Annotated in this window: 27 protein-coding genes and 2 other annotated features; of the genes, 8 read left to right on the top strand and 19 right to left on the bottom strand. The window is 42.9% G+C overall.

Going from position 1 to position 23,929, the window contains the following annotated elements; all coding sequences use genetic code 11:
- Positions 1 to 432: 432 nt before the first annotated feature.
- Complete coding sequence (locus tag CVN76_RS28710) at positions 433 to 714, bottom strand: YlaN family protein (RefSeq protein WP_061144087.1); 282 nt, start codon at positions 712 to 714, stop codon at positions 433 to 435.
- A gap of 221 nt (positions 715 to 935) precedes the next feature.
- On the opposite strand from CVN76_RS28710, the gene CVN76_RS28705 reads away from it, so the two are divergent.
- Positions 936 to 1,439 (top strand): hypothetical protein, encoded by a 504-nt coding sequence (locus CVN76_RS28705; RefSeq protein WP_100534009.1) that lies wholly within the window; start codon positions 936 to 938, stop codon positions 1,437 to 1,439.
- Positions 1,440 to 1,503: 64 nt separating this feature from the next.
- On the opposite strand, the gene CVN76_RS28700 is transcribed toward CVN76_RS28705, so the two are convergent.
- Positions 1,504 to 2,835, bottom strand: coding sequence for a PhoH family protein (locus tag CVN76_RS28700; protein WP_100534008.1), 1,332 nt, complete (start codon positions 2,833 to 2,835; stop codon positions 1,504 to 1,506).
- Positions 2,836 to 3,100: 265 nt separating this feature from the next.
- On the opposite strand from CVN76_RS28700, the gene CVN76_RS28695 reads away from it, so the two are divergent.
- The 3 genes from CVN76_RS28695 to CVN76_RS28685 all read left to right on the top strand — a co-directional run bounded on the left by CVN76_RS28695 (position 3,101) and on the right by CVN76_RS28685 (position 4,477).
- Positions 3,101 to 3,700 (top strand): YhcN/YlaJ family sporulation lipoprotein, encoded by a 600-nt coding sequence (locus tag CVN76_RS28695; protein ID WP_100534007.1) that lies wholly within the window; start codon positions 3,101 to 3,103, stop codon positions 3,698 to 3,700.
- Between the two features lie 161 nt (positions 3,701 to 3,861).
- A complete protein-coding gene (locus CVN76_RS28690; protein ID WP_081092555.1) occupies positions 3,862 to 4,062 on the top strand; it encodes a YlaI family protein in 201 nt (66 codons plus the stop codon).
- Positions 4,063 to 4,135: 73 nt separating this feature from the next.
- On the top strand, positions 4,136 to 4,477 hold the full coding sequence (locus CVN76_RS28685) for a hypothetical protein (protein ID WP_100534006.1): 342 nt from the start codon (positions 4,136 to 4,138) through the stop codon (positions 4,475 to 4,477).
- Positions 4,478 to 4,514: 37 nt separating this feature from the next.
- Here CVN76_RS28685 and CVN76_RS28680 read toward each other — a convergent pair whose 3' ends face one another.
- From CVN76_RS28680 to typA, 3 genes are read right to left on the bottom strand one after another with little or no spacing between them, the layout of a single operon-like run.
- Positions 4,515 to 4,799 (bottom strand): hypothetical protein, encoded by a 285-nt coding sequence (locus tag CVN76_RS28680; protein ID WP_100534005.1) that lies wholly within the window; start codon positions 4,797 to 4,799, stop codon positions 4,515 to 4,517.
- A gap of 4 nt (positions 4,800 to 4,803) precedes the next feature.
- Positions 4,804 to 5,112, bottom strand: a complete 309-nt coding sequence (locus CVN76_RS28675) for a YlaH-like family protein (protein ID WP_100534004.1) — start codon at positions 5,110 to 5,112, stop codon at positions 4,804 to 4,806.
- A gap of 22 nt (positions 5,113 to 5,134) precedes the next feature.
- Positions 5,135 to 6,982 (bottom strand): translational GTPase TypA, encoded by a 1,848-nt coding sequence (gene typA / locus CVN76_RS28670; RefSeq protein WP_061144093.1) that lies wholly within the window; start codon positions 6,980 to 6,982, stop codon positions 5,135 to 5,137.
- Between the two features lie 123 nt (positions 6,983 to 7,105).
- On the opposite strand from typA, the gene CVN76_RS28665 reads away from it, so the two are divergent.
- A complete protein-coding gene (locus tag CVN76_RS28665) occupies positions 7,106 to 7,288 on the top strand; it encodes a YlaF family protein (RefSeq protein WP_061144094.1) in 183 nt (60 codons plus the stop codon).
- A 64-nt stretch (positions 7,289 to 7,352) separates the two neighbouring features.
- Here the strand turns inward: CVN76_RS28665 and CVN76_RS28660 are convergent, their stop codons facing one another.
- Positions 7,353 to 8,156 (bottom strand): inositol monophosphatase family protein, encoded by an 804-nt coding sequence (locus CVN76_RS28660; protein WP_100534003.1) that lies wholly within the window; start codon positions 8,154 to 8,156, stop codon positions 7,353 to 7,355.
- A gap of 293 nt (positions 8,157 to 8,449) precedes the next feature.
- Complete coding sequence (locus CVN76_RS28655; protein ID WP_061144096.1) at positions 8,450 to 8,647, bottom strand: hypothetical protein; 198 nt, start codon at positions 8,645 to 8,647, stop codon at positions 8,450 to 8,452.
- Between the two features lie 198 nt (positions 8,648 to 8,845).
- On the opposite strand from CVN76_RS28655, the gene CVN76_RS28650 reads away from it, so the two are divergent.
- Complete coding sequence (locus tag CVN76_RS28650; protein ID WP_100534002.1) at positions 8,846 to 9,466, top strand: YktB family protein; 621 nt, start codon at positions 8,846 to 8,848, stop codon at positions 9,464 to 9,466.
- Positions 9,467 to 9,796: 330 nt separating this feature from the next.
- Here the strand turns inward: CVN76_RS28650 and trpA are convergent, their stop codons facing one another.
- From trpA to CVN76_RS28610, 9 genes are all read right to left on the bottom strand, one after another.
- Positions 9,797 to 10,576 carry a tryptophan synthase subunit alpha gene (gene trpA / locus CVN76_RS28645; protein ID WP_100534001.1) on the bottom strand — a complete coding sequence of 260 codons (780 nt, stop codon included), beginning with the start codon at positions 10,574 to 10,576 and terminating at the stop codon, positions 9,797 to 9,799.
- Positions 10,569 to 11,774: a tryptophan synthase subunit beta gene (gene trpB, locus CVN76_RS28640; protein WP_100534000.1), complete on the bottom strand. Its 1,206-nt coding sequence runs from the start codon at positions 11,772 to 11,774 to the stop codon at positions 10,569 to 10,571. Before trpB ends, trpA begins: the two co-directional genes overlap by 8 nt.
- A 4-nt stretch (positions 11,775 to 11,778) precedes the next feature.
- Positions 11,779 to 12,393 (bottom strand): phosphoribosylanthranilate isomerase, encoded by a 615-nt coding sequence (locus tag CVN76_RS31330; protein WP_157805833.1) that lies wholly within the window; start codon positions 12,391 to 12,393, stop codon positions 11,779 to 11,781.
- Positions 12,394 to 12,403: 10 nt separating this feature from the next.
- Positions 12,404 to 13,180 carry an indole-3-glycerol phosphate synthase TrpC gene (gene trpC / locus CVN76_RS31325; protein WP_157805832.1) on the bottom strand — a complete coding sequence of 259 codons (777 nt, stop codon included), beginning with the start codon at positions 13,178 to 13,180 and terminating at the stop codon, positions 12,404 to 12,406.
- Positions 13,180 to 14,202: an anthranilate phosphoribosyltransferase gene (trpD, locus tag CVN76_RS28630; RefSeq protein WP_100534228.1), complete on the bottom strand. Its 1,023-nt coding sequence runs from the start codon at positions 14,200 to 14,202 to the stop codon at positions 13,180 to 13,182. The genes trpC and trpD overlap by 1 nt, the downstream gene beginning before the upstream one ends.
- 28 nt (positions 14,203 to 14,230) lie before the next feature.
- The gene (locus CVN76_RS28625) at positions 14,231 to 14,836 is read right to left on the bottom strand and encodes an anthranilate synthase component II (protein ID WP_100533999.1); all 606 of its coding nucleotides are present in this window, start codon (positions 14,834 to 14,836) and stop codon (positions 14,231 to 14,233) included.
- Positions 14,833 to 16,227 carry an anthranilate synthase component I gene (gene trpE, locus CVN76_RS28620; RefSeq protein WP_100533998.1) on the bottom strand — a complete coding sequence of 465 codons (1,395 nt, stop codon included), beginning with the start codon at positions 16,225 to 16,227 and terminating at the stop codon, positions 14,833 to 14,835. The genes CVN76_RS28625 and trpE overlap by 4 nt, the downstream gene beginning before the upstream one ends.
- A 131-nt stretch (positions 16,228 to 16,358) precedes the next feature.
- Positions 16,359 to 16,591: a binding site (T-box leader), on the bottom strand.
- A gap of 37 nt (positions 16,592 to 16,628) precedes the next feature.
- Positions 16,629 to 16,865 (bottom strand) — a binding site (T-box leader).
- A 61-nt stretch (positions 16,866 to 16,926) separates the two neighbouring features.
- On the bottom strand, positions 16,927 to 17,199 hold the full coding sequence (locus tag CVN76_RS28615; RefSeq protein WP_100533997.1) for a UPF0223 family protein: 273 nt from the start codon (positions 17,197 to 17,199) through the stop codon (positions 16,927 to 16,929).
- Positions 17,200 to 17,258: 59 nt separating this feature from the next.
- On the bottom strand, positions 17,259 to 18,218 hold the full coding sequence (locus tag CVN76_RS28610) for an NAD(P)H-dependent flavin oxidoreductase (RefSeq protein ID WP_100533996.1): 960 nt from the start codon (positions 18,216 to 18,218) through the stop codon (positions 17,259 to 17,261).
- A 362-nt stretch (positions 18,219 to 18,580) separates the two neighbouring features.
- Between CVN76_RS28610 and CVN76_RS28605 the strand changes: the two genes are divergently transcribed.
- Positions 18,581 to 20,038 carry an aminotransferase class I/II-fold pyridoxal phosphate-dependent enzyme gene (locus CVN76_RS28605; RefSeq protein WP_100533995.1) on the top strand — a complete coding sequence of 486 codons (1,458 nt, stop codon included), beginning with the start codon at positions 18,581 to 18,583 and terminating at the stop codon, positions 20,036 to 20,038.
- 159 nt (positions 20,039 to 20,197) lie between these two features.
- Here CVN76_RS28605 and CVN76_RS28600 read toward each other — a convergent pair whose 3' ends face one another.
- Complete coding sequence (locus CVN76_RS28600) at positions 20,198 to 20,323, bottom strand: GapA-binding peptide SR1P (RefSeq protein ID WP_081092558.1); 126 nt, start codon at positions 20,321 to 20,323, stop codon at positions 20,198 to 20,200.
- A gap of 329 nt (positions 20,324 to 20,652) precedes the next feature.
- Here CVN76_RS28600 and CVN76_RS28595 point away from each other — a divergent pair, with 329 nt between their 5' ends.
- Positions 20,653 to 21,087 carry a DUF1885 family protein gene (locus tag CVN76_RS28595; protein ID WP_100533994.1) on the top strand — a complete coding sequence of 145 codons (435 nt, stop codon included), beginning with the start codon at positions 20,653 to 20,655 and terminating at the stop codon, positions 21,085 to 21,087.
- A gap of 27 nt (positions 21,088 to 21,114) precedes the next feature.
- Here CVN76_RS28595 and CVN76_RS28590 read toward each other — a convergent pair whose 3' ends face one another.
- Entirely contained in the window at positions 21,115 to 21,942 is an 828-nt protein-coding gene (locus CVN76_RS28590) for a polysaccharide deacetylase family protein (RefSeq protein WP_100533993.1), read from the bottom strand.
- A gap of 574 nt (positions 21,943 to 22,516) precedes the next feature.
- Complete coding sequence (lpdA, locus tag CVN76_RS28580; protein ID WP_061144109.1) at positions 22,517 to 23,929, bottom strand: dihydrolipoyl dehydrogenase; 1,413 nt, start codon at positions 23,927 to 23,929, stop codon at positions 22,517 to 22,519.

Raw genomic sequence — 23,929 nt, 5'->3', positions numbered from 1 at the left:
TATTTTCACGTATCTTATCACAAATGATAAATAACCCCTAGCATTTAGTAACAGAATATTAAGCTATTATAATATATTATCAAAAAGAAGCAGTTGGACTTGGAATCAATTAATATAACCATAATACTAAAATAAACTGAATACAATAAAAAAATAAAAAATTATGTATATTCATATGCAAAAACAAGGAATTGAGCAAGCTTTTTTTCCTGGAATCCATTTCGTAAGAAGTGTCAATCGGGAATTTTGCTGTACAAAAAAGTGCACGTAACCTACGTATTCTGGTCGTAAAAAAAAGCCCACCTATTGAGCTAAATCACGGCAATTAGTATGTAACATTCAAAAAAAGTATAGCACTATTAACGCCGATTGTACACAAATAAAAAACTCAAACAATCATCGAGATTTGTTTGAGTTAGTATGTTTTATCTATTATTTTTTCAATGATGCTTCATGCAAAACTGACAATTCCTGTTCGAGTGTTTCCAAAAGGGATTTACCCTCGGTATCCTCTACCAAGCCCAAACGGACGGCAAAATCGATTTCCCGTGATAGGCCGAACATTTGAGTATCCAGTACCTCTTCATATAAAGGACATTGAGGCATAGTGAGATTCTCCATTTGAACTTTAATCAGTTTTAGAATCTTGTCAGCATCTGCTTTTAATAAAGCATAAGCTTTTTCTCGATGATTGACAAGCATATCAGATGCCATGTTAAATCCCCCCGCTCAGAGCGATTATATCTTATCTTTAAATTCTACCTTTAGTTTTGTGAAAAAGCAAGGACATTGACAAACAAATTCCCGCCTGAACGTCACATCCACCTCTCCGTTACTTATACGAAGCCACGATAATAATCGACATCCTTGATGATGTGACATTTCATTTATTATTGATTATAATTACTTAAGAGCAACAGAAAGGAATGAGATATTTGGAACCCATCGTGTTTATAAATGGAAAAGTGAAATATCCTATAACGCTTGATCCCGGTGTCTGGATTTTTGATGACCGTAAAGTCGAAATCGATACATATTTCCACGCTGACAGAGCAGAGGTCAATGAATTGGAAGAGTATACGATCAAGGCCTCCAAGCATTGGCAAAAAGAAATACAAGAAGGAGCAACCATGCCTCCTACATTGAAGACGGAACGGAAATTCGAAAAGCAAAGATTGATGGAAGGGACTTTCGGCATCCCCTTCGAACCTTTTTTGAAAAATGCCGAACCTGAAAACGGGGTAACGGAAGTCATGGTTACAACTGCAGATAAAGAATTTACGTTCCCTTTGGAAACGGCTCTTCAATTTTTCCTTGGCTTTTCCAAGGATGGCAAGCCCCTTAAAGTAACAGAGGGCGGGCCGATGGAAATTTATTTTGGCGATGCCTCCAACCTCGATGATCCGATTAAGAATGTACGGTCTTTCACCATAAAATAGTGGCTGAAGGGTCATAAAGCCTTAAAGGAATAGGCAAGGGGGCTTCCCCCGCTTGCCTATTCCTTTATAATAGCGTAGCGGCGAGTTGGGCCAACCCTGACCGTTCCCCTTTAATTAATTTAACATGTCCGGCTATACGCTCTGTCTTGAATTTTTCCACCACATAGGTCAAGCCATTATTATATTCATCTAAATAAGGATGATCTATTTGCTCGGGATCCCCCATCAAGACAATTTTGCTCCGCTCCCCTACTCTCGTCAATATTGTCTTGACCTCATGCTTCGTTAGATTTTGCGCTTCATCGATGATGATGAATTGATCAGGGATGCTCCTCCCCCTTATATACGTCAATGCCTCGACTTCAATCGAACTCATGCCCGCTAAAATGGCATCCAATTCACCCGGTTTTTTCGTATTGAACAAATATTGCAGATTATCAAAAATAGGCTGCATCCAAGGTCGTAGCTTCTCTTCTTTTTCCCCAGGGAGATATCCAATATCCTTGCCTACGGGGACGATGGGCCTGGCAACCAAAAGTTTCTTATATTGTGACAGATCCTCCGTCTGCATCAAGCCTGTCGCCAATGCCAATAATGTTTTCCCTGTTCCTGCTTTCCCTATCAGCGTCACCAGCTGGATATCGGAACGAAGCAACAAATCAAGGGCCATCGTCTGCTGGACATTCCTAGGCTTGATCCCCCAAATATGCTCACCTTCATATACCAATTTCTTAACGAACCTGCAGTTCTCATCCACTATGCCAATTGCGGAAGCTGAACTCCCCAGCGTGTCCTTCATCAACAGGAACTGATTGGGATAATACGTGTCTTTTGTCAGTTCTTCAAGTGGCAGAAAACTTTTTTCATAAAACTTATTCAGATTATCGATCTCGACGAACACTTCTTTATGCCCACCGTATATATGGTCCAATTCAACGACGCGATCATTTAAAAAATCCTCTGCCTCAAGCCCGATCGCATCGGCTTTCACCCTTACAAGGGTATCTTTGCTTACAAGGATGACGGTTTTGCCGCCTTCTTTCGTCTCCTCTTCCAATGATAAATTTTTGGCAACGGCCAATATTCTGTTATCGTTCGTTTTCTCCACAAAAATTTCCTGAAGCTCATGGAATGACCGGTGATTGAGTTCAATCCTTAAGCTTCCTCCATTATGAAGGGGGATGCTCAGGTGAAGCTTCCCTTTTTCACGGAAGCTATCGATCAGCTTCGATACTTGCCTGGCGTTTCTTCCTATTTCATCCATATACCTTTTTTTCGAATCCAATTCTTCCAAGACGACTGCAGGAATGACCACTTCATTATCTTGAAATGAATAAATCGAATACGGATCCTGCAATAGGACATTCGTATCTAAAACATAGATTTTATTTCCCAATATGACGCCTCCTGCCTGCTCTTTAGGATATGCCTTACCATTTACTACACTCAGCAGTTATGTAGCGGACGAGACTGTTGATAAAATATATGTTCCTTTGCATAAAGATAGAAGAACATTTACAGACTATAAAGAAAACTTCCTGTAAAGATATCATCACATAACACGGAACATATCATTGTCTGCTGAAATTTATGCCTATATGCATCAGAAATAGCCGGTGTGGACAGGCTGTAACTAACCAATACTTTAAGGGGGCCATATCTTGCAAAAAATCATTTTATCTATTTCTGCCATGCTCTTGATGGTGGGGTGTTCAATGGATAATAAAAATCAAGCGTCGGAAGATCATGCAAAAAACCATATAACGAAAGTCAACAACTCGACCATCCAGGAAGCGGACAGAGATACCGGGCAGCAAACGGCAAAAAGGCTCACTGGTTTGGCTGAATCCATTCCAGAAGTGAATGATGCCACTGCAGTGGTTCTCGGCAAATATGCGATAGTAGGGATAGATATTGACCAGGACATTGAGCGTTCACAGGTAGGGTCGATTAAATACTCGGTCGGTGAAACGTTAAAGCATGATCCTGACGGTGCAAGTGCCATCATCGTCGCCGATCCGGATTTAAACGAACGGATCCGGGAAGTAGCAAAGGATATTAAAAACGGTAAACCTGTAAGAGGGATCTTGAATGAACTGGCTGACATCACAAGCAGAGTAATCCCTGAGGTTCCGGGTGATATTTTGACACCAATGCCTTCAAAAACGATTGACAGGGAAAAGAATAAGCTGAATGACAATCAGGAAAGAAAAGAGCTGGATAAAGAGCAAAATGATCAATCCAATCACCATATGGAATGAGTTTACTAACCCGAAGCGATTCTTCGGGTTTTTGTTTTATGGCTGTCCTTGCTCCAAAAAACGTTTCACGTTCAAGGTACGCTTGCACTTTATCCTCGTTTTACCATTAAAATATTGGTATACTTAAAAGCATATTCGAATTGAAGTGAGGTTCAAATGATATGAAGGTTAAATGTGTAATATGCGATCAAATCGAATCGATCCCTGACGATAGTCCAGAAGCAAAGAAACTCCGTAATCGGCCTATACATACCTATATGTGCAATACCTGCAATCAACGCATAGAAAAGCGTACGAATGAACGGATTGCAACGGGGAACTTCAGGCTTTACCGTACTATCAAAACGGAAGATGAATGGTAATCGCAGGTATAGAACCGTTGTGATCGGTCTCCTTAATGGGATTGTCCTTGGATTGGTTATGAGGTGGGTTGAAATGCTTTCTGGAATAAAAGTGTATACGCTTTTACTGAATGTGGATTTCCTTCCTGTCATCGGCACCGTTCCCTGGGGTGAGGAGTCATTGTTCTTATTCCATCTGCTATTCTCGTTAGCGATTACTTATGGTTATGTCCAAGTCGTCGTTCCATTAAAAATCTTCAGGGGCTTGAATACATACCTGCTTGCATTCCTGACGATCATCCCTGCGGTCATTCTGTACTTTCCATTATCGGCATGGTCCTTGACAGGCGATGTCCTGCCTTCAGATATGACCGCCTTCAGTTTGTGGGCAATTCTGCACCTGTTTTACGCACTTTCCCTACCAAAAGCCATATAAAAAGAACCGTACGAATTTCGCACGGTTCTTTTTATCATTACTCGATATTTTTATACTTTTCTGGTTCCAGCTGAATTTGATCTAACATGATATCAATCAATTCGATTGGGAAACGCTGCTTTTTCGTTTCTTCATCCATTGTATACTCGACGAAGTAAAAAGGCTCTGCTCGTGAAACCGAATCAATGTTCACTCGATGATCGTCTTTCAACAACTGCATGAAAAACATTTCGGTTTCGCGCGCAGCAGTGTCATCAGGTCTTGCATCACAGACAACTTTTATAGTCAACCAATTGTATAAAGCATCCTGTAATGATTTCATCAGCTTATGCCCGTTCTTCTTTTCTGGAATTATGAAGACGGATTCTATAAATCCCAAGAACAAGAGATGCGATGACCAAGGCTTCCCCCATAGGAAGAAACACCGCAAAGAAAGAAAGAAGGGTACATCCAAGTGCCATTACTGCATAAATGACCACATTTTTTAGCAAAGGTAACTTTTTGGCAAAACCTAACTGATAGACAAGGATGCACAATCCTAAGACCGTTAAATACAAATACCACATTCCTGCTTCAGGATTCTCATCCACTCTGTACAATGCTGCAAAAAATGATAATCGCTCTTGGATATCCAATCTATTCTCCTCCTCTTGCTATTTATTTTTCTTCAACAGCAACTTTTTTCCTTTTAGCCGCTCTTTCACGCTCGTTTTTATCAAGGATCTTTTTACGAAGGCGGATGGACTCCGGAGTTACCTCACAGTACTCATCATCGTTCAAGTATTCCAAAGCTTCTTCAAGAGACAGGATTCTCGGTTTTTTCATGGAAGAAGTTTGGTCTTTATTCGCTGAACGCATATTCGTCATTTGTTTCGCTTTAACGATATTTACAGTCAAATCGCTATCACGGTTATGTTCCCCGACGATCATGCCTTCATAAATATCCGTACCCGGCTCAACGAAAATAACACCGCGGTCTTCTACTTGCATCGTTCCATATTGTGTAGTTTTTCCTGATTCCATGGAAACAAGTACACCTTGACGTCTTCCGCCGACTTGGCCTTGTGCCATTGGCTGGTAGCTGTCAAACGAGTGGTTCATGATGCCATATCCGCGAGTGATCGTTAAGAACTCGGTTGAATAACCGATCAATCCGCGAGCTGGAATCGTGAACAGTAAACGGACTTGACCGCTTCCGCTATTGATCATATCCAACAATTCACCTTTACGTGCTCCCATGGATTCCATGATAGAACCAGTGTGCTCTTCAGGTACGTCAATCTGAACGCGTTCAACCGGTTCACAACGGACACCATCAATCAAGCGAACGATAACTTCCGGTTTAGAAACTTGCAGCTCGTATCCTTCACGTCTCATGTTTTCGATCAAGATGGAAAGGTGAAGCTCTCCACGGCCTGAAACGACCCAAACATCCGGAGAATCGGTGTTTTCGACTCTTAAGCTGACGTCCGTTTGCAATTGGCTTTTCAAGCGCTCTTCGATTTTACGCGCTGTAACGAATTTCCCTTCACGTCCTGCGAATGGGCTGTTATTGACAAGGAATGTCATTTGTAATGTTGGCTCGTCAATACGCAGGATTGGAAGCGCGTCAGGATGTTCGACCGGACAGACCGTTTCCCCTACGTTAATATCTTCCATACCAGAAACGGCAATCAAGTCACCGGCAACGGCTTCTTGGATTTCAACTTTCTTCAAGCCGATATAACCAAAGATTTTCGTTACACGGAATTGTTTAACCTTTCCATCAAGCTTCATTAATGAAACTTGCTGTCCTACATGCATTTTACCGCGGAATACACGGCCAACACCGATACGACCTACATAATCATTGTAGTCAAGTAAGGCCACTTGGAATTGAAGCGGTTCCTCTGAGTTATCGATTGGTGCAGGGATCGTTTCAACGATCGTTTCGAATAGTGGTGTCATGTCTTTTTCTTGTTTGGCAGGATCGGAATCCAAGCTTGCTGTACCAGCAATACCTGAAGTGAAGACAACCGGGAATTCCAACTGTTCTTCTTCAGCTCCCAATTCAATGAATAAGTCGATTACTTCATCAACCACTTCATCTGGACGTGCAGAATCTTTATCGATTTTGTTCACGACAACGATTGGCGTGATTTTTTGCTCCAATGCTTTTTTCAACACAAAACGAGTTTGCGGCATGCAACCTTCATAGGCGTCAACGACAAGCAAAACGCCATCGACCATTTTCATGATCCGTTCCACTTCACCGCCGAAGTCGGCATGACCTGGTGTATCCAAAATGTTAATCCGTGTATCTTGGTATTGTACTGCTGTATTTTTCGCAAGAATCGTAATTCCGCGTTCTTTTTCAATCGCATTAGAGTCCATCGCACGCTCTTCCACATGCTCGTTTTCACGGAAAGTACCAGATTGCTTAAGCAACTGATCCACTAACGTTGTTTTACCATGGTCAACGTGGGCAATGATGGCTATATTACGAATATTTTCTCTTAATTTCAAAAAATTCACTCCTAAAAAAGTTTGTGTATAACGTATCACTAGTATTAACTTACATATTATATCACAAACATACTAGAAACAAATACAGAAATTATGTACAATAGACATATTAGGGGTGATAGTATGAATATTAAATGGAATTTCTTAATATTAGCGATATTGGCAACATCCAGTATTGGCTCCATCGGCATCTTCATTGCTGAAAAAAGCTTGATTGGGATATTGGCTGCAATCGTTGTCCTTTGCGGTTTGATGGGGTTTGGATTCACTCAGAAGAAAAAATTACGCGAAGCAGGAAAGTTATAATATAAAAAACTCGCTGAAACAGCGAGTTTTTTTTTGTTAATTATTACAATAAGGCAATTCGGCATCAAAGGCCGGAGTTACCTGATAAGTATTTATCGAATACTTCTTTGTGCAGTCCCGGCTTGGAAACGAAAAGGGAATCACCTTCTATATAGTTCAACTTGCCACCTTTGATATTACTTACTTCTCCGCCCACTTCCTCTATAAGTAACACTCCTCCGGCAAAATCCCACGGCATGAGCCTCATCGTTATATAGGCATCAATCCTTCCAGCAGCCACGAAGGCAAGCTCCAATGCTGCCGAACCATACGAACGGGTTCCTCGTGCATCCCGGACGAGCGGCGCTAAAAGACGCGGGTCTATCCTGCGGTTTTCCGTCACCCAGCTTGCATTAATGGAAACAATGGACCTATTTACCGTTGCCGGCTCGAGCGAAGGAAGGCGTTGATCATCCATGTATGCTCCCTGTCCCTTGATCACATGATATAATTCATCACTAACGACGTCATAGACCATGCCGATTTTTCCGATGCCATCCACATAAACCCCAAGAGAAATGGCAAAATCCCTCTGTTGATGAATGAAGTTCAATGTCCCGTCAATCGGGTCGATGATCCACACTGTTCCCTTTAAATCTTTTATATCATTGCCCATTCCCTCTTCCCCAAAAATCCGGTGATCAGGGAAGACCTCACCAATCTTGTCGCAAAAAAACTTTTCGATCCCCTTATCCATATTTGTAACCAAATCATTAGGATTCGTTTTCATTTCAATATCCAATTTGGTATTAAAGGAAGCCCTTAGTCTCGATCCCGCTTCCTTCATCCATAATTTTGCATATGTATCCATTTCCTTTACCGATGCCATTATAATATCCCCGTCCTTTATGATCAGAAACTACATTAAAATGATCCTCCTATAAAGATTAAAGCAAATATAGTTTGTCTTCAAGTTTTTAACATCTTACATTTTTGATAATCCTATCGAAAGCAGGGAAACGTCGGGCGCCCCCCATTTTTTAGTTTGGGCTTCGAATGAAAAACGGACACATTATTTTTTAAATAAAATAAGTGTCCGTTCATCTATAATGAAATTCCTTGTATTGAAATTGATTCATTTCCTTCAGTCATTCTCCTTCATGATCCTTGCGGACAAGCTTCTTACAATGCTTTTAACTTCAACAATTCCAACCGGATCCGTTCAAGCCTTTGCTTGCATTGTGACCGCATTTGATCATTCTCTTCACCAATCGCTTCAAAAAGGGTTGCTAATTCATAGTCCATTTCCATTCTTAACACTGCAGCTCTATGTCTCTCAACTTCTTTAGCCTTTAATGCTTGGTTCATGACTTGTTTCATAATTAACATTCTCCCTTCAATTAACCTAATTTTCTGAATTTATTTATAGTTTATCATATGTCTTCCTACAACAAATAGCAACTAATTTGTGTTTTAACCTAGAAGGAATTTTGCCGCGACGCCCCATAATCGTATTAATTAATTTTCACTTTTAATTATGCTACAATATGTGCAAATGACACAGTAGGAGAGATGATAATGAATATAGCAAGATTCACGGCAGATGATTTTAACGTTTTCACGATTGATGGATTGGAACAACGCATGGAAACTTTAAAAGATCGAATCCAACCCAAACTACAAGCTCTTGGCGAGCATTTTTCCCAACAGCTTTCCGTGATGACGGGGGATGAAATGTACCCTCATGTGGCAAAGCATGCTAGACGGACTGTGAATCCTCCTAAAGATACATGGGTAGCTTTCGCTGCAAACAGCAGAGGATATAAAATGATGCCGCATTTTCAAATTGGGCTGTGGGAAACCCATATGTTCATTTGGTACGCCGTCATTTATGAAGCCCCGAATAAAATGGAAATCGGAAAGAAACTGGAGCAACAGGCGGACCGTTTGATCAAAAGCATTCCATCTCATTATGTTTGGTCGATGGATCATACAAAACCTGATGTCATTCCTCATGAAGGTCTAGACATAGAAGATTTGAACTCTATGTTCCACCGGTTGCAAACTGTAAAGAAAGCTGAAATCCTATGCGGCATAAGAATTTCACGTGATGATGCCATTAAAATGAATGATGATGATTTCATGAAGACCATTCAAGATGCGTTTGAACATCTTTTACCCTTATATAAATTAAATTAAACACGATGAATCATCATTCGACATGGGATTATGGGACGCTCGCCAATCTTGCTGCAAATGAAAAGGAGAGCGGTCGCTTGCTTCACCAGTCTGTAGGCAAACCCGATGAAAAATGAGTTGAACTGCCCCTTAACTGTTAGGCACCAAACTAACAATTAAGGGGGTATTTTTTTATGCCTGCTTTGGAAAGCAACAGTCTAAGCATTCATCTCCCTGGCCCAAACACACTGTCCTTGTTTGGCCTTACATAGCGGGCCGTAGGGTTATTCTATAAATGAAGCGAAAATCCAAAAGGGTTCCGGAATTTTTACATTCCGGAACCCTTTTTCTTTATTTTCGAACTAAATCTTTGCTCGCTTGTATCAGTTCATTGATTTGATCTTCCTGACCTGATTCAAAGCATTCTATGATCTTGCTGCCGACAATGACCCCATCGCAGGACTTGATCGTATCCCGGACATGTTCTGGCGTCGAAATGCCAAAACCAGCAAGAACAGGAACGGGACTAAGCTCCTTCACCTTCTTGAGGTAGTCCCCCAGTTCCCCTGCAAAAGTGTCACGGGTACCAGTGATGCCCTTAACTGTAACTGCATAAATAAAGCCCTCTGCCCCTGCTGTAATCTCTGTGATGCGCTCTTTCGAGGAGGTGAGTGTCACGAGCCTGATAAGCACGATCCCTGCCGTTTTGATAGAGGAAAACACCGCTTCTTCTTCAATTGGCACATCCGGAATGATACATCCGGATATTCCCGCACTAAGGCAATCTTCGGTAAATTCTTTAAGACCATAGGCCATGAGCGAATTGGAATAGCCCATTAAGATGATGGGGATCTTCACCTCATTTTTGATTTCCTTCACTTTTTTCAGTACATCCCTTAAAGTGGTGCCATTTTCCAAGGAACGGATGCCAGCCTGCTGGATGACCGGTCCATCCGCAACAGGGTCAGAGAATGGTATACCTAGCTCCACGGCTGTCGCTCCGCTATTTTCAAGGAAAAGAAGCTGGCTCTTCAAACGTTCTAGACCGCCATCGCCTGCCATTATATAAGGAATGAACGCTTTTTCCTGCTTAATCCTACATTCTTCAAGCGCCTTTGTTAATTTATTCATGTTCACTGCCCCCTATTAACGATTGAACCGTTTCTACATCCTTATCGCCACGGCCAGATAAGCAAATCACCAATCCTGTACCTTTATCCATTTCCTTGGCAAGTTTCAAACCATAGGAAATGGCATGTGAACTTTCCAAAGCAGGAATTATCCCTTCTTCCCTTGATAGCAGCATCAGCGCTTCCAAGGCTTCATCATCTGTAACAGACGTATATTCCACTCGCTTGGTATCTTTTAGGTAACTATGTTCCGGACCCACCCCCGGATAATCCAGCCCTGCTGAAATCGAATGCGCCTCCTGGATCTGCCCGTCTTCGTTCTGTAAAACATACATGAATGCACCGTGCAGCACACCTGGCTTCCCTTTCGTCAGGCTGGAAGCATGTAAATGTGTATCAAGTCCATGACCTGCCGCTTCCACTCCATATAATTCGACCGTTTCATCTTCAATGAACGGATAAAACATTCCCATCGCATTGCTGCCCCCGCCTATGCATGCGACTACGGCATCTGGCAGGGTGTGGTTTTCCTCCAAATACTGGCGCTTCGTTTCCTTGCCTATCACACTTTGAAAATCGCGAACAATTACCGGAAAAGGGTGCGGACCAAGAACGGACCCCATTATGTAATGGGTGTCGTCCACATTAGCTACCCAATAACGCAGGGCTTCATTAACTGCATCCTTCAGTGTCCCGCTTCCTTGTGATACGGATACGACCTTGGCGCCTAATAGCTCCATCCGAAACACATTCAGTTTCTGCCTCCTGATATCTTCTTCTCCCATGAAGATGATGCACTCCAGCTTCAGCAAAGCGCAAACTGTCGCAGTCGCCACTCCATGCTGCCCTGCCCCCGTCTCGGCAATCACTTTTTTCTTGCCCATTTTCTGAGTCAGTAACGCCTGGCCGATCGTATTATTGATTTTGTGTGCTCCGGTATGGTTCAAGTCCTCACGCTTCAGATAAATATCGGCACCGCCAGCCAGTTTCGTAAGATTCTCCGCATAATAGAGAGGAGTTTCGCGACCGATATACTGCTTCAAATAATAGCTCAGCTGCTTTTGAAACTCAGGATCTTTTTTGGATCGATCATATACTTCCTCAAGTTCCGTTATCGCGGCCATTAATGTTTCCGGAACGAACCTGCCCCCGTAAGCTCCAAAATGTCCAGTTCGATCAGGTTGCGTATAAGTAGTCATCTATTCATTCCCCTTTTCCGGCTGTATTTTTCGCCTCATTAATAAATGCTTTCATTTTCAGCGAATCTTTTAATCCATTTGTTTCAACCCCGCTTGCTACATCCACGGCAATTGGTGAAACGGCATTAATTGCGTTCCCCACATTTTCAGGAGTCAGACCGCCTGCAAGGATCAGTTTCCTGCGAGGTAACATCGCTTCGCCGATCATACCCCAATCCAAAGTCAGACCCTTGCCAGAAGATCCCTTTGGAAGATCCACCAATAAAAATTCAGCTGGGTAGTCCTGAAGCTTTTCAAGATCTGTTTCTGAGCGGATGGCAAAAGCCTTGATCACCGGGAGCGGCATCCTGCGAGCGAAGCTGGCCGACTCATCGCCATGCAGCTGAATAAAATCCAACCCTGCCACTTCAGCAATCCTTATCACTTCTTGCTCGGTCTGGTTGGAAAACACTCCGACTTTTTTAACATGACCCGGAAGCTTCAATCCGAATTCACCGACCAATTCAGGAGCTACTTTCCTGCTGCTTTCTGCAAAAATGAACCCAATCAAATCCGCTCCGTATTTTACAGCTTCTTGGGCAGCAGCCAATGTCTTTATCCCACATATTTTTACTAACATAGCAATCTCCTTATATGCTCATTTGCAGTTCTGCCATGGTATTGGGAAGATTCGCTGAGATCATCAGTGTTTCGCCGACCAGAATCCCCACAGCACCAGCCTTCTTCACTCGCAATACGTCTTCTTTTGTCTTGATTCCACTTTCACTGATGATGAGGTGGCGCTTTGGATCAAGCCGTTTCGCCAATCGCTCCGTGACAGCCAAATCCACTTTGAATGTTTTTAAGTTCCGATTGTTGATCCCGATAAGTTCTGCATTAATTTCAAGAGCTCGTTCCAATTCAGCTTCATCATGAATTTCGGTTAACACATCCAGCCCTTTATTTTTTGCATATTGATATAACTCCTGAAGCCGATCTTGGGAAAGTGCTGCCACAATTAATAGGATGATGGTCGCACCAGCACGATAGGCACGATCGATCTGAATCTCATCGATGATGAAATCTTTGCACAGCCTTGGGATTTTTATGGCTTCGCTCACCGACCTTAAATCCGCGATCGACCCTTTGAAGAATGCTTCATCCGTCAATACGGATATCGCTGCCGCACCGCCCCTTTCATAGGACAGCGCCTGCTCGATCGGATTTACATCCATCCTAATATTCCCTTTCGAAGGGGAGGCCCGTTTGATTTCGGCAATGACAGCGATGGTCTTGGCAGTTTTCAACGTTTGCACGAGAGACGGCCTGACCACGTCGATCATGACTGATTCATCTAAACCTGTTTCCTTTAATTTTGCGACTTCGACTTTTTTCTGTTCGATGATTTTCGTTAAGATATTTTCCATTACAAGACCACCTTATTTCTATTGCCGTAAGCAATCAAATTTTCCAATTTCGAAAGAGCGGAGCCGCTATCCAGGCTTTCCTTGGCCAAGGAAATTCCTTTCTTGATCGTTGCTGCCGTGCCATGTGCGTATAAACCCAGGCCGGCATTCAATAAAACGGTATCACGGTAGGCCCCTTTTTCCCCTTTCAGCAAGCGCAGCATGATATCGGCATTCTGTTTGGCATCGCCGCCCCTGATCTTTTCGTTATCGTATACGGGCAGATTCACCTCCTCGGGATGCAGGGTAAACGGAATGATATCCCCTCGCTCCAACAGCACGAGCGAATTCTCTCCCTGAAGGCTTGCTTCATCCATGAATCCGGCGCCATTTATGACGATAGCGCGTGTTCTGCCTAATTTATGGAGCACATCTGCGAATAGCTCGAGCATATCGCGACGATTTATCCCCAATAATTGGGTTTCAAGTTGGACTGGATTGGTCAAGGGCCCAATTAAATTGAAGATTGTCGGGATTTTCAATTCTTTTCGCACTTTCATGATCCGTGCAATATTAGGGTGGACGGATGGAGCGAACAGAAATGCTATCCCGTTTTCCTCCAATACCTCTTTCAGCATCTCAGGCTCCAAGGACAAATTAACTCCCAGCTCTTCCAGTACATCCGCACTGCCCGTTCTGCTTGAAATGCTGCGGTTGCCATGTTTGGCCACCTTGACTCCTGCTCCAGCAATTACGAAGGCCGATGCCGTACTTATATTGAAGCTTTTTGACCCATCCCCCCCAGTACCGCAATTATCCATTACATTAACCGAGCTTGTTTGGACGCTCCTTGCTTCCTTTCTCATGACTTTAACAAGGCTTGCTATTTCTCCTGCCGTTTCCCCTTTCGCTTTCAGGGCAATGATAAAAGCTGCCATTTCGCTTTCGGTGATATCTTTAGAAAATAACGCTTGGGCTGCTCTGCTCATCTCATCTTCCGTCAATGTCTGACGCTCTGCTAACTTTGCTAAATATTCCTTCACCGCTAACTCCCCCAGTCGTTTTTTGATTTTATAAAATGGATTGTTTCTTTTCCAACTGAAAATTCCCGGCAATCTCGTAAAATTCATGCAATAATTCCTTGCCGATTTTCGTCCCGATGGACTCAGGATGGAACTGCAGACCGTATAATGGGAACTCATCATGCTGCAATGCCATGATCTCCCCATCATCCAGTGCTGCTGCCGTAACGTTCAATTCTTTTGGCAGGCTTCCTCTCTCCACCACTAGGGAGTGGTAACGCATGACCGGAAATTGCACATCCTGATTGGCAAATACCCCTGATCCATCATGCTCGATAACCGATGTTTTCCCGTGCATGATATGTTGTGCCCCAACCACATTCGCACCAAAAGCTGCACCGATCGCTTGGTGCCCGAGACAAATGCCCAAAAGCGGAACCTTCTTATAAAAATGAAGGATGATTTCAATGCTGATACCAGCATCTTCCGGCCGTCCAGGGCCAGGGGAAATAACGATTGCCATTGGGTTCAGTTCCTCGATTTCGGCTATGGTTATTTCGTCATTCCTTTTTACGATGATGTCTTTCTCCACTTCCCCTAAATATTGATAAAGGTTATAGGTGAATGAGTCGTAGTTATCAATTAGTAAAATCATTTTCCATGTACCTCCATTAGCGCCCGTGCCTTATTTTGTGTTTCTTCATATTCCGTTTTTGGATCTGAATCATAGACGATTCCCGCACCTGCCTGTACATAGGCCTTACCGCCTTTAATGATCATCGTCCTAATCGCCAAAGCCATATCCAGATCCCCTCCGAAGCCCATGTAACCTATGGAGCCGGAATACACCCCGCGTTTGCAATTCTCCAGTTCATTGATCAGCTCCATCGCCCGAATCTTAGGGGCGCCTGAAACAGTCCCGGCAGGAAGGCAGACAGACAATGCATCCAAACTCGTAAATCCTTCTCTAAGCTTTCCGCTGACCTTCGAAGCAATATGCATCACGTGCTGATATCTTTGAATTTCCATTTCCTCGGTAAGGTGGATCGATCCTATTTCACATACCCGCCCAAGATCATTCCTTCCCAAATCAACAAGCATCCTATGTTCGGCAAGTTCCTTTTCATCCATCAGCAGGCTTCTTTCAAAGCCTTTATCTTCTTCATCCGTTTTTCCTCTTGGCCTTGTGCCGGCAATCGGGTTAACATGGACGACTCCAGATGAAACACTGATTAAGCTTTCCGGAGAAGATCCTATGATGGTATAATCACCAAATTCTATATAAAACATATATGGGGAGGGATTGGCTAAACGCAGACGGCGGTATGCATCGAAAGGCTTTCCATCAAAGTCCGCTTTAAACCTTTGCGATAGAACCACTTGAAACACCTCACCTGCCACAATCGCCTCTTTAACTTCGCGTACCATCTGCTCGAATTCTTCCTGGGTGAAATTCGAGTCGAATTCCAAATATTCCGACGATATTTCCTTTGATGGTATGTTTGCCTGGTTGATTGTATCCTTCATCCGCAACAGACTTTTTTCACTTTCTTCCTCAGCAGTCAACAGATGTATCTTCTGAAGCACATGATCGAATATATATAATTCCTTATAAAAAAGAAAATGGGCATCCGGCATTTGAAGAGAATCGGGAGGCACCGGACCTATATTTTCAAATAGGCGAATGACATCATACCCCATATATCCGATCGCTCCCCCATTAAATGGCGGAATGTTAATTGGGGTGTCCCCTATCTCCACCAACAATTCCCTTTTCAGAAACTCGATGATGTTTATGTTCTTGATGCTTTGGCCACCCGTCTCAGGATCGTTCACATAAACGCGGCCAGCAAGTGACGTTACCTCCAAATACGGATTCGAGCCTAAGTACGAGTAACGTCCATTATCATGATGGGAATTCGAACTCTCCAATAAAAACCTTTGTTCCCCTGCTAATTTCTGAAATATGGCAATGGGTGTATGAATATCGCCTTCAATGGTTTCCATTTTGAAGCGAAGCATCTTCTTTTCATTCAAATCTTTCATCAAAAATCCCCTCCAAATTCTTATTCGATCATGTGAACTCGATTGCCGTGCCCTTTTTGGGTATATGGCGCTTCTGCCTCAACCGAATTAAAATCCACAAAAAAATCCCCTGCAAACACAAAAATGTGTCTGCAGAGGACGGGATACCGCGGTGCCACCTCAAGTTGGAAAAATAAATCATTTTTCCCTCTCAAGCAGGAAATATTTCCTGCCAAACCCTTTAACGGAGGAAGCCGGGTTTCCCTACTTATTTCAAGAAACCACTCATAAGCCCATTCATCCTTTTATATCGTACCGGTTTCCACCTATGCCGGCTCTCTGTGACGAATCTAAAAAGATTACTACTCTTAATCATAGATTTAAGTATCATTTTTTCGAAAAAACGCAAAAAGGCCCTTCATCCAAAGGACGAGGAACCCGTGGTACCACCTTAATTAGCTAAATTAGCTCACTTTACGGCATGATTCATTCCATGCCTATCTCCATTAACGATGAGATAATCGCCAAAGCCTACTCCGTCCATCCGTTTCGGTTTGGGGCTCGGAAGTCCATTCGCTTAAATTCGTTCACCAGTTTTCAGCAACCACTGGCTCTCTGCGGAACTGCATTAAGGTACTCTTCTTCGTCACTGCCTTTATCTTTTTCTTGGTTATTATGTTAAAACAATCTTTTCAGTAAGTCAATAAAGTTTTCAAATTATTATTTCATTTTAACCCAGTCGCCGTCCTCAAGCCCCTTAGCCTTCTTAATGACTTGATACGCAGAATAGGTACTGACCGACTCGAACTCATCCGTATAGTTCTTTTCATCCGCCTTACCTGGAACGATTTCCTTGAATCTTCGGTAAGCCTTCATGAACGCTTCCTTCTGGATTTTGCTCTCATAAGCTTTTTCCACCGCTTCGAAAAATTTAATTACATCGACGATTTCGTCCGTTGACCAATCAAGGTCCATTGGATACTGATAATCCATACCTTAAACACGCTCCTTCTAGATCGTTTTTTCATGTTGTCGGGGGAGACCATCCACCTTCAGTATGCCCATTTCGAGCGAATTGCCTCAGCTTGGCCGATGATCCGGCTGAACAGCTCAGCTGTCGTCGGAACATCATGGATCAGACCCATCACTTGTCCTGCCCAAGCATATCCTTCTTCTTTCATACCATCATGGATATAGCGCTGATTCGCTTTTCCGCTTATGTAATCCTTCAATTGCTCATATCCACCGTTTTCTTTTTCAATTTCAAGAATTTTACTCGTCCAGCCATTTGCTATCACCCGGGCCGGTGCACCGATGGACCGCTTAATGACAACGGTATCATTTTCCGTACCGGAAACCAAGGCTTTTTTATATAATTCATGTGCATGTATACACTCCTTGACTGCAATGAACCTGGTTCCCATCTCGATTCCTTCCGCCCCAAGTGCCATCGCTGCTATCAAACCGCGTCCATCACCAAAGCCGCCAGAAGCAATGACCGGAATCTTCACGGCATCCACAACTTGAGGAATCAAAACAGCGGTACCGATATCCGTCCGTCCTAAATGTCCGCCCCCCTCCTGGCCAACCACCATAACTGCATCTGCACCAAGCTGTTCAGCCTTCACCGCTTGCCTTGTCGCTGCAACCAGCACAAGTTTTTTCACAGAAGTGTCCTTGACGCAATCAAGAAAGGGCCCAGGGTTGCCGCCCGTTACGGAAACAGCTGCAATTCCTTGCTCCACGGCCGCTTCAAGCATATGCTCATAAGGTCTTCCATGCTGCCCAATTGCAAAATTCACGCCAAACGGTTTATCCGTCAATTCCTTCGTTCTCCTTATTTCATCGACCAATTGCTTTGGGCTGTCCAAGGACATCGCCGTTACCTGCCCCAGCCCCCCTGCATTTGAAACGGCCGCTGCCAGTTCCGCATAAGCTAAATGAGCCAACCCTCCTTGTACAATCGGGTATTGTATTCCTAGCAAATCTGTCACACGCGTCTTCCAATTCAAACTCCCCACTCCCTTTTTATGTATGATATGAACGTACATTTTCATTATGGCAAATATTGTTTAACCATTCAATTTTTACATTCGACACAATCCAGCTTCATGGGAAAGACTGGTTCATTAACGATATTCGCCATTATTTCTTCCCCGGTCATTCGAGGAACAAGGTGATTTTTCATGTCAGCACGTTAAACTCATGCTAGGCATTTATTATAAGACGTGCTATAATTCATTTGTTTTATGTCTTTCCATAGCTACCACCATTCATATGGTTGCAAAATTGGAGAAACATTCGATCATTTTATAGAATGGGAGTCTTCCTCCCCATATTTGTACCTACTATATTGAAAAGGGGCCACAAAGAATTGTCACAGAATGAAACACCCTTATACACTGCCTTATTGCAGCATGCCAAAAAAAATCCCGTTCAATTCCATATTCCAGGTCATAAAAAAGGAAAAGGAATGGACGCCGATTTCCGTGAATTCATTGGAGAAAATGCATTATCCATAGATTTAATCAATATCGCTCCGCTCGATGATCTCCATCAGCCAAAAGGGATCATTAAACAAGCACAAGATCTGGCTGCCCAAGCTTTCGGGGCCGACCACACGTTCTTTTCCGTTCAAGGAACAAGCGGAGCTATCATGACGATGGTCATGACGGTATGCGGTCCTGGGGATAAAATCATCGTACCAAGGAACGTACATAAATCCGTCATGTCTGCGATTGTCTTTTCCGGAGCCGTTCCCGTTTTCATCAACCCTGAAATAGATAAAGATCTCGGCATTTCACACGGTATCACCCTCGATGCCGTTGAAAAAACGTTAAAAGAGCATAGTGATGCAAAAGGATTGCTTGTAATCAATCCTACCTATTTCGGCATTTCAGCTGATTTGCAAAAAATCGTCGAAATTGCCCATTCCTACGAAATCCCTGTCCTCGTTGATGAAGCACACGGAGTCCATATCCACTTCCATGAAGACTTGCCCATGTCAGCCATGCAGGCTGGGGCCGATATGGCCGCAACGAGTGTTCATAAACTTGGTGGTTCGCTGACAGGAAGTTCGATTTTAAATGTGAGAGATGGATTGGTTTCCGCAAATCGAGTTCAAGCGATTTTAAGCATGCTCACTACTACCTCAACCTCCTACATCCTTCTAGCTTCCCTGGACACGGCTAGGAGGCAGCTAGCGACCGTAGGCAGGGAAATGATCGAAGAGGCCATCAACCTTGCAGGGTACATCAGGGAGGCCGTAAATGAGATCCCTTATCTATACTGTGTCGGCAGCGAAATTCTCGGAAGCAAGGCTGCCTTTAGCTATGACCCTACAAAACTGATCATTTCCATCAAGGAATTGAACATTACCGGATACGACGTCGAGAAATGGCTACGTGAGAAGCATAATATCGAAGTGGAACTTTCCGATTTGTATAATATCCTTTGCCTGATTACACCAGGAGACTCAAAAACGGAAGCGGATCTTCTGATCGCTGCCTTGAAGGACCTTTCGGATGAGTTTAAGGAAATGGCGGCTGAACATGAAAAAATCGAAGTGCTCCTTCCTGATACACCACCGCTTGCCCTATCGCCAAGGGAGGCATTTTATGCCGAAACCGTAGTGGTGCCGATCGAGGAATCCGTCGGAAAAATCAGTGCTGAATTCATCATGGTATATCCGCCGGGCATCCCGATCTTTATTCCTGGTGAACTGATCACGGAAGATAATATCAGTTATATCCAAAAAAACATCGAGGCGGGCCTGCCTGTTCAAGGTCCAGAGGATCCAGAAATAAAATATTTACGCATCATAAAGAACTGATTGAATACACAAACCAGAGCGGTTGACCGCCCTGGTTTTTTTCATATAGTCAGCATTAAAATGGCGCAGCAGCCTATCGATTGTTCAAAAAAAGTGCTCCAGACCATAAAGTCGCGGAGCACTCTTGAATTCTATTAATCTCATCGAAGGTTTTCGGTATTATTCCTGAGAGGCAGCTGTATCACAGCTTTGGCAGTTGTGATTGTGTGTATAAAGTACACTTACTTTTTCATCTTCAAAATGTTCAATCGTGCTATTGCAAGTTTGACATACGATAGTTCCCATTTTTACAACCCCTTCCTCTATATTGTATGCAACATTCCATTAATGTAACCGCTTTAAATGAATTATAATATAACACATTTATAATATCAAGCCAAAAAGTATGACATAATCATTTTATCGGATCAGGGAATGTTTGCTGCATACGGGTATTCCAATCCTGCTGGTAAAGCAATGAGCAGCAGTTAATACCATTGAAAGTTTCGCCCTCCCTTTCTTTCCAAAAAAAGGGTAAAAGTAATTTTACTTTTAAATATACATATAGATAAGTATATAAATCAACCAAAAAATGTTAATATAATGGTAAAAGCGAACGAATAAGGGGGATCCGAATGGCAGAAAATGCGTATATCAAGCTAGTTCCCGAATCAGTCAAAGCGACCGTTACCATCGAGGATGTAAAGGAATTGCTGACCTATTATCAAATGATCACGGCAAAAACAGGAAAGCAACTGGATTGGGACTACGATAAGAAAGCTTTTCCTTATGAAATGAGGGAACCTGAAAAAATGAAAGACAAGGCCATATATCTCCAAGCCAAAGAAGATCGTTACCATATGATCTTGATCGGTGTAGACCAGGAAGTGATCAAGGATGAAGACGGATTGGAGCGAATCCAATCTTATATCCAATTCACCCTTCCGGAAACAGCAACCTTCGGGGATAAAGGGAAAGCAAATGAATTATGCAAGTTCCTCGCAAAAAAATTAAAGGCGCAGCTTCATCTCTTTAATAATCGCGTGATGTACTACTATCCAAGAAAATGAAAAAACCTGCAAAAGCTGAAAGCCAGCTCATGCAGGTGTCTCAATCAAGTCAGGATCAAGCATCTTATAGCCTTTCTTTTGAAAACCTTTCACGATCTCCTCAATCGCTTCACTCGTCCATTTTCGGTCATGCATTAGAAGGTTCGCACCATTTCCTAAATAAGGACTGTTCAACATGATTTCTGTTAAGGCCTTTTTGTCCTGATATTCCTTTTCCCAATCATATCCATATGTCCAATTCATGACCAACATTTTTTCTTCCTCAGCAACTTTTCTTGAATGATCGGTATTCGAACCAAACGGCGCCCTGAAATACTTAGGGCGTTCCCCGATAATGCCCTCAACCAAATTATTCAGTTTAACGATTTCCCTCTCTTGTTCCTTTTCGGTCAATTCTTTTAAATTCACATGGGAATATGTATGGTTGCCGATGGGAAAACCTAGTTCATGAATTTCTTTCAGCATCGCTTTATTTTCATCATTTTCAAGAAAATGGCCATTGACGAAAAATATCGCTGGAACCTTAAGTCGATGAAGGGTTTTGGCTATTTCTAGCGAATATTTATCAGGAGCATCATCAAATGTCAACAGAACAACCTTCGGATCTGCGTCCCCTATCGGTTCAAATGACCAAGTATCTTTATTGACCCGGTATTCTGCCTTAACTTTCTCTTCCGCATTCGTCTTAGGTGCTTCTTCTTGTTCTTTTTTCTCTTGCTGGCTTTCATCTCGGACGGACGCTGCCGTTTCCACGCTTTTATTCTTCTCTTTTTCCGCGTGATCGGAATCTTGGCCAGTACAAGCGATCAATAAAATGGCTACACTCGCTAACAAAACTAAAACTTTGTTGAACATGATACCTCCGTGGTTTTGTGTCTTTGCAGGCCCTGCAAAAAATTCAATAAACGGGTACTAATGTCTCTAAAAGGATTTGTAACAGCCCGTAGCATAATAGGCTGATCACAGTTATAAGCATGGTTCGCTTATTGGATTTCAAAATCATTTTACCAATGTAAATGGCCAAATATGAAAAGACCAAAAACATGAAAACCTTGAAGACAAACCGATCATTAACAGAAAGCCATTCAACCAGTGTATAGCCGCTCCATACGATTAGTTGAAAGAGGATTACCAGATAATTTTTCAAGTGATCCACCCCATTTTCAAATGAATACATCAGGCCTACTCATGTCATGAGCAATAACTTTATATTCGCACATTGCCCATCTTATTTTTTATCCTCTTTTTCCATATTCAAACCTTTTGGAGAAAAAAAGTAAAAAGCCCTTTATATAGCTTATGCCCATTTTGTCCTTTTCATTTAAATAGTGTAAAGAAAATCTCGAATTGGCGGGTGCATTCCTTTTTCATGGACCAATCTAATGAAAAAAAGCGTGCTGCAAGGGCAGCACGCTACTATCTGATTAAATTATTTAATGATATGAATAGGAGTTCCAAGGGCCACTTCAGCAGCTTCCATTGTAATTTCCCCTAAAGTTGGGTGCGCATGGATCGTCATCGCGATATCTTCGGCAGTCATTCCTGCTTCGATGGCCAAGCCAAGTTCCGCGATCATATCAGATGCGTTCGGCCCTGCGATTTGTGCTCCAATAACCAATCCATCTTCTTTGCGAGTGATAAGCTTCACAAATCCATCAGTATTGTTTAAGGATAGAGCACGTCCATTTGCAGCGAATGGGAACTTGGAAGCAAGCGCTTCAATTCCAGCTTCCTTCGCTTCTTTTTCATTATAGCCGACAGATGCAAGTTCCGGTTCAGAGAATACAACAGCCGGAATGGCAAGGTAGTCGATTTCTGATGAATGTCCTGCAATGGCTTCGGCTGCAATTTTACCTTCATAAGAAGCTTTATGAGCCAATTGAGGTCCAGAAACGATATCACCGATCGCATAGATGTTTTTCACGCTTGTACGGCATTGTTTATCCGTTTCGATCAAACCGCGATCCGTCATTTTGATTCCGACTTGCTCAAGACCGATTTCGGCAGTATTAGGACGACGTCCCACAGTAACCAATACGTAATCAGCTTCGACTTTTTTCTCTTCGCCTTTTGCTTCATAAGTAACGGTTACGCCTGTTTCGGTTTCTTCCACGCCTTTGGCATTTGCTTTCGTAACAATTTCAGCACCTTTGTTTTTAAGGTTACGTTTAACAAGTGCTGCCATTTGTTTTTCGAAACCAGCTGAAAGAATTTCTTCCGTGCCTTCAAGAATGGTCACTTTAGTGCCAAAGCTTGCGAATGCTCCGCCAAGCTCCGTACCGATGTAGCCTCCGCCGATTACTACCATTGATTTTGGAACTTCATCCAAAGCAAGGGCACCAGTAGAGTTAATTACGCGTTTCGTATATTTAAATGACGGAATCTCGATTGGTGATGAACCAGTGGCGATGATTGCGTTTTTAAATGTATATGTTTGGGCTGAGTCTTCATTCATAACACGGATGCTGTTTTCATCAACGAAATACGCTTCGCCTGTTACAACTTCCACGTTATTTCCTTTTAGCAGGCCGCTGACGCCGCCCGTTAATTTTTTGACAACAGTACCTTTCCAAGCTTGTACTTTAGAAAAATCAACAGAAACTTTTTCTGCAAAGATCCCCATGTCTTCTGAATGCTGAGCTTCATGGAAACGGTGTCCCGCCGAAATTAAAGCTTTCGATGGAATACAGCCTACATTCAAACAAACTCCGCCGATTGTTCCTTTTTCAACGACCGTAACTTTTTGTCCAAGCTGTGCTGCACGAATTGCTGCAACATATCCCCCTGGGCCTGAACCGATCACTAAAGTATCTGTTTCGATTGGAAAATCTCCTACAACCAT

The sequence above is a fragment of the Bacillus sp. mrc49 genome, from assembly GCF_002803435.1.
The sequence above is the reverse complement of the archived record's forward strand: the minus strand, read 5'-3'. Positions and strand labels throughout refer to the sequence as shown.